Source organism: Pseudonocardia sp. McavD-2-B (assembly GCF_024124365.1).
Taxonomy (GTDB): domain Bacteria; phylum Actinomycetota; class Actinomycetes; order Mycobacteriales; family Pseudonocardiaceae; genus Pseudonocardia; species Pseudonocardia alni.
Window position 1 is genome coordinate 1 of the sequence record NZ_JAMXSG010000351.1, and the last position, 4,946, is coordinate 4,946.

Genomic DNA, 4,946 nt, shown 5'->3' on the forward strand with positions numbered 1-4,946 from the left:
CCGCCCCGCCGCCGGTGCCGCCGCTCCGGTCGCCGCCGTCGCCCCGGCTCCGGCTCCGGTGGTTCCGGCCCCGGCCCCGGCCGCGCCCCCCGCTCCCGTGGTGTCGACCCCTCCGGTCACGACGCCGCCGGCGACGAGCCAGGGCCCGAGCACCCCGACGGAGGGCACGCCCGACCCGACCACCCCGCCGGTCACCACCCCGCCCGCCACCGACCCGACCACCCCGGTCCCGGACCCGACGACCACGGCCCCCGCGCCGACGTCGACCACCCCGGCCGCGGGTGCGGCTGCGTGATCATCCTGTCGGACAGGGAATCCACCGCCGATCACCCTCTGCGCTGCGACGACAGCGCCGAGTGACCCCCACCCCGTCCCGCCCGGACCCCGGGGCGGGATGATTCGGACCGCCGGGCCGGCGTGGACACGGGAGCCCCCACGCCGGCTCGGCCCCATGCACCTTGCGATACGGCCGTGCCCGAAGGTGTGACCACCACCGCGTCGCGTCGCCCCTGTCCACCCCCTCCGACGTGGTAAAACACTGGTCGTCCCGGTTCGGGCACGGTGTGAGAGGGGCGCGTGGTGACGCGGTTGGCGGGGGCGGTCATCGGCATGGCGGCGGGTGCATTGGTGCTCGCATATGTCGTGGTGGGCTGGCCCATCCTGGTGGTCGGAGGGCCGCTGCTGGTGGGGGTGGCCCTCACGGTCGGCATCCTTGTCCTCACCGAGCGCCCGCGGGCCCTGCTGGCGCAGCGCCGTGCGACCCAGGGCGGCACGTCCCCCTGGCAGGCCGCCGCTGGTACACGTGACGAGCAGCCCGGCAGCGGGCTGATGAGCGGCTTCTTCGAGATGCCTGCGGCGCTGCCCGAGCAGCGGCCCGCTCCGTCGGACGCCCGCCCGGCCGGCACCCGATAGCGGTACGTCACAATCGGCCGGTGTCGATCACCCCGCATGCCGCCCGTGCCCTGACCCGGGCCCGCCTGTGCTGATCGGCATGCTCTTCGCGGTGTTCGCGATGCTCTGCAGCACCGTCGCCGCCATCCTCCAGGCCGACGCGGCCGACCAGGGCGGGCGCACCAGCGCCGTCCTGGCCCGCCCCCGGTTCCTCGGCGGGATCGCGATGGACATCGTCACCTGGCTCTGCATGGTCGTCGCGCTGCAGTTCATCCCCATCTTCGCGGTGCAGGCGACGCTCGCCGGGGCCATCGCGATGACCGCCCTGTACGCCCGCTACTTCCGCGGCGAGTGGCTGCGGCCGGTGCACCGGCTCGCCATCGGCGCCAGCATGCTCGGGCTCGCGTTCGTCGCCGGCAGCGCGGGGACCGAGCGCAAGCAGGCCCTGACCGGCCACGGCACGACCGTCGCCGTCCTGATCGCGGCGCTCGTCGCGATCATGGGGGTGACGCTGGCGATCGCGAACTCGACCAAGCCGTGGCCGTCGGCGGTGCTCGCCGGGCTCGGGCTGGGCGGCGGCTCGGTCTGCATCCGCGCGATGCACGTCTCCGACGGTGTGGACCTGGGGAGCCTGCTGCGCGAGCCGCTCGTGTACATCCTGGTCGGGATGGCCCTGACCGGCCTGTACAACTACGCCCGCGCGCTGCAGCTCGGCGACGTCTCCACGGTCACCGCGCTGTACATGGTCACCCAGGTCGTCGTGCCCGGTCTGGTCGGCATCACCCTGCTCGACGACACCGTCCGCCCCGGTCTGTGGTGGCTGCTGCTGCTCGGGCTGGCACTCGTCGTGTACGGCACCTCGATCCTGGCGCGGCGCCGTCCGGAGAAGCGGACTCCCCCGCGAGTGGCCTAGTTTCGGGCCATGCCCTCCTTCGAGCGCCCCGGTGTGACCCTGCACTACGAGGAGCACGGCACGGGGTTCCCGGTCCTGCTGCTGGCCCCAGGCGGCATGAACTCGACGATCGCGGCCTGGGGCAACGCCCCCTGGGACCCGGTCACCCACCTCGCGCAGCGGTACCGCGTCATCGCGATGGACCAGCGCAACGCCGGGTCCTCGGTCGCCGAGGTCCACGGCAGCGACGGCTGGGACACCTACACCGCCGACCAGCTCGCCCTGCTCGACCACCTCGGCGTCGACGAGTGCGCGGTGCTCGGCATGTGCATCGGCGGCGCCTTCATCGCGAACCTGCTGGCCACCGCGCCGCAACGCGTCCGGGCCGCGGTCGCGCTGCAGCCCATCGGCCGCGCCGACAACCAGCACCTGTTCGAGGGGAAGTTCGACGAGTGGCGCGCCGGGATCGAGGCCGACCACCCCGGGGTCCCCGACGACGACTGGGCCGCGTTCCGCACGAACATGTGGGGCGGCGGCGGGATGCTGTACTCCGTCCCCGACGAGGCGCTCGCCCACATCGCGACGCCGTGGCTGGTGCTGATGGGGATCGACGACTTCCACCCGGAGCCCGTGTCGCGCCGTCTCGCCGGGCTCGCGCCGGGCGCGGAGCTGGTCGAGCAGTGGAAGGTCGAGCCGCACGTCGCCGACGGCCGCGCCGCCGTCGACCGGTTCCTCGCGGCCCACCTGGTCTGATTCCTCCACGACGGGCAGCGCCCGCCGCGGGCACCATGGCCCCATGCCGAGCTGGGACGACGTGGTGCGGATCGGGTCCGGGCTGCCGGAGGTCGAGGAGTCGACCTGGTACCGGACGCCGTCGTTGAAGGTCCGTGGCACGGGCTTCGCCCGGCTGCGCACCGAGGCCGAGGGCGGGCTGGTGCTGATGTGCTCGCTCGAGGAGAAGGAGGCGCTGCTCGCGTCGGGCGACCCGGCGTACTTCACGACCCCGCACTACGACGGCCACGGCTCGATCCTCGTCGACCTCGACCGGGTCGACGCGGGGCAGCTCGCTGAGCTCGTCGAGGAGGCGTGGCGGCGGAAGGCCCCGCCGTCGGTCGTGCGCCGGCGTGACGGCTGAGCCACCATCGTCGTCGTGCGCTATGTGGTGATCGGGGCAGGGGCCGTCGGCGGGACGATCGCGGCGCGACTCCACGCGGCCGGGCGGGAGGTCGTGGTCGTCGCCCGGGGCGCGCACCTCGACGCGATCCGCGAGCGCGGGCTGCGCCTCGACACCTCGGACGGGTCGACCACCCATCCGGTGGAGGCCGTGGGCACGGTCGGCGAGGCCCGGCCCACCCCCGACGATGTCGCGATCCTCGCCGTGAAGTCGCAGGACACCCCGCCGCCACTGGCCGCGCTGCTCGAGGCGGCCCCCGGCATCACCGTGGTGTGCGCGCAGAACGGCGTCGCCAACGAGCGGCTCGCCGCCCGCCGCACGGACCGGGTGCAGGCGATGCTGGTGATCCTGCCCGCCGAGCACTACGAGCCGGGGGTGGTCGTCGCGTCGTCGTCGCCGGTCCCCGGCGTGCTCGACGTCGGCCGGTTCCCCTCCGGTGTCGACGCCACCACGGAGGCGATCGTCGCCGACCTCACCGCGGCCGGGTTCTCCTCCCACGCCGACCCGGACGTGATGGCCGCGAAGTACGGCAAGCTGCTCACCAACCTGGCCAACGCCGTCGACGCGGTCTGCGGGCTCGACGACCCCGACGCGCCCCGCCTCGTCGAGGCCGTGACCGCGGAGGGCCGCGCCGTTCTGGACGCGGCCGGGATCACCGCCCGGACCGGCGACGACGACCGCGTCCGCCGGGAGGGCACCATCACCGAGCGGCCGGTCGCAGGGGCGACGCGACGGGGCTCGTCGTCGTGGCAGAGCCTGCAGCGCGGGACCGGCTCCATCGAGGCCCGCTACCTCAACGGCGAGATCGTGGCCCTGGGCGCGGCGCACCAGATCGCGACCCCGGTCAACACCGAGCTGATGCGGGTGGCCGAGGAGATGGCCGCGGCCGGGGAGCAGCCGGCGTCGCGGTCCGGTGCGGACCTGCTGTGACGGCCTACCCGCTCGACGTGGCGCGCCCGGCGTTCCTCGCCGCGCTCGACGGGCTGTCCGCGTTGCTCGACCACGTCGACGACACCGACCTGCACGCCCGCAGCCGCTGTCACGGCTGGCTCGCCGCGGACGTCCTCGCGCACCTGCACCTGGGCCTGGTCGAGATGCTCGCCGGGTTCCCCGCCCGCACCGACCGGCCCGCCGACGCCGACCTCGCGACCTACTGGACCGCGTTTCCCGGGTCCGAGCTGCCGGGCTGGGCGCACGAGCGCTTCGCCCGCGCCGTCGCCGCGGCCTACGCCCGCCCGACCGGGCAGATCGTCCACGTCGCGATGACGCTGCGTGGCCTGCGCCGGCTCGTCGCGGACCTGGACGGGCCGTACCGGCTGGAGTTCCAGGGGCACGTCCTCGACGTCGGGGACTTCGTCGGCACCTGGGTCGTCGAGGTCGTGGTGCACCACCTGGACATGACCGTCGCGCTGCCGGACGCACCGGCCCCGCCCGCGTCGGGGCTCGCGGTGGTGCGGGAGACGGTGACCCGGCTGGCCGGTCCCGACGTCGTCGCGGGGTGGGGGGACGACACCGCCCTCGCACTCGCCGCCACCGGGCGGGAGCCGGGGATGACGCCCGTCCTGGGTTAGCAGGTGATGCTGACGGGCCGTCCTCCAGCTGGGCGCGGGAGAACGGCACGCGGCCATGTCCCCACGTCCCCGCGACGGCGGCCCCCGGTGCGCCCACGACGCCCTCCTGTCGGGCCGGTGGGCTGCTCCGTTCGCCCCGTCATCACAAGAGATGAAGTGCGCCGTTCGGACCAAGATCATCGATAACGACAGGGTGTCGCGTGCGATGAGCAGGCAACACGGTCGGACGGATCCGGCCGCCGTCGTCGGGGAGGGTCGTCATGGTGGAGCGGTGCCGGTGCGGGGCGGAGCTGCTGGGCTCGCTGCACTTCTGCGTGGGGTGCGGACGGCCGCGGGCGCAGGCGCTCGTCCCCCGGCCGCGGACCGGGGCGGTGCCGGTCGGCGCCGGGGCCCGGGCGCCGCAGGGACGGACCGCCGT

At 74.7% G+C, this 4,946-nt stretch carries 7 protein-coding genes; 6 read left to right on the plus strand and 1 reads right to left on the minus strand.

All coding sequences use genetic code 11. From position 1 onward, the window contains the following. Nucleotides 1-270, minus strand: a 270-nt coding sequence (locus tag NH602_RS28005; RefSeq protein ID WP_253069360.1) for a hypothetical protein, incomplete at its 3' end; no start/stop codon positions are given. 357 nt (nt 271-627) lie between these two features. Between NH602_RS28005 and NH602_RS28010 the strand changes: the two genes are divergently transcribed. The 6 genes from NH602_RS28010 to NH602_RS28035 all read left to right on the plus strand — a co-directional run bounded on the left by NH602_RS28010 (nt 628) and on the right by NH602_RS28035 (nt 4,528). Next, a complete protein-coding gene (locus tag NH602_RS28010) occupies nt 628-912 on the plus strand; it encodes a hypothetical protein (RefSeq protein ID WP_253069361.1) in 285 nt (94 codons plus the stop codon). Between the two features lie 79 nt (nt 913-991). Continuing rightward, a complete protein-coding gene (locus NH602_RS28015) occupies nt 992-1,804 on the plus strand; it encodes a DMT family transporter (RefSeq protein WP_139282843.1) in 813 nt (270 codons plus the stop codon). Nucleotides 1,805-1,813: 9 nt separating this feature from the next. Further along, a complete protein-coding gene (locus NH602_RS28020) occupies nt 1,814-2,536 on the plus strand; it encodes an alpha/beta fold hydrolase (protein ID WP_253069362.1) in 723 nt (240 codons plus the stop codon). Between the two features lie 43 nt (nt 2,537-2,579). Continuing rightward, nucleotides 2,580-2,918 carry an MmcQ/YjbR family DNA-binding protein gene (locus NH602_RS28025; protein ID WP_073576074.1) on the plus strand — a complete coding sequence of 113 codons (339 nt, stop codon included), beginning with the start codon at nt 2,580-2,582 and terminating at the stop codon, nt 2,916-2,918. A 15-nt stretch (nt 2,919-2,933) separates the two neighbouring features. After that, nucleotides 2,934-3,887, plus strand: a complete 954-nt coding sequence (locus tag NH602_RS28030) for a ketopantoate reductase family protein (RefSeq protein ID WP_253069363.1) — start codon at nt 2,934-2,936, stop codon at nt 3,885-3,887. Then, entirely contained in the window at nt 3,884-4,528 is a 645-nt protein-coding gene (locus NH602_RS28035) for a maleylpyruvate isomerase N-terminal domain-containing protein (RefSeq protein WP_253069364.1), read from the plus strand. Before NH602_RS28030 ends, NH602_RS28035 begins: the two co-directional genes overlap by 4 nt. The last annotated feature ends 418 nt before the right edge of the window (nt 4,529-4,946 follow it).

Bases quoted from the DNA above. Each gene is read 5' to 3' on its own strand.
- NH602_RS28015 (WP_139282843.1), top strand. From the start codon at position 992: ATGCTCTTCGCGGTGTTCGCGATGCTCTGCAGCACCGTCGCCGCCATC.
- NH602_RS28020 (WP_253069362.1), top strand. From the start codon at position 1,814: ATGCCCTCCTTCGAGCGCCCCGGTGTGACCCTGCACTACGAGGAGCAC.
- NH602_RS28025 (WP_073576074.1), top strand. From the start codon at position 2,580: ATGCCGAGCTGGGACGACGTGGTGCGGATCGGGTCCGGGCTGCCGGAG.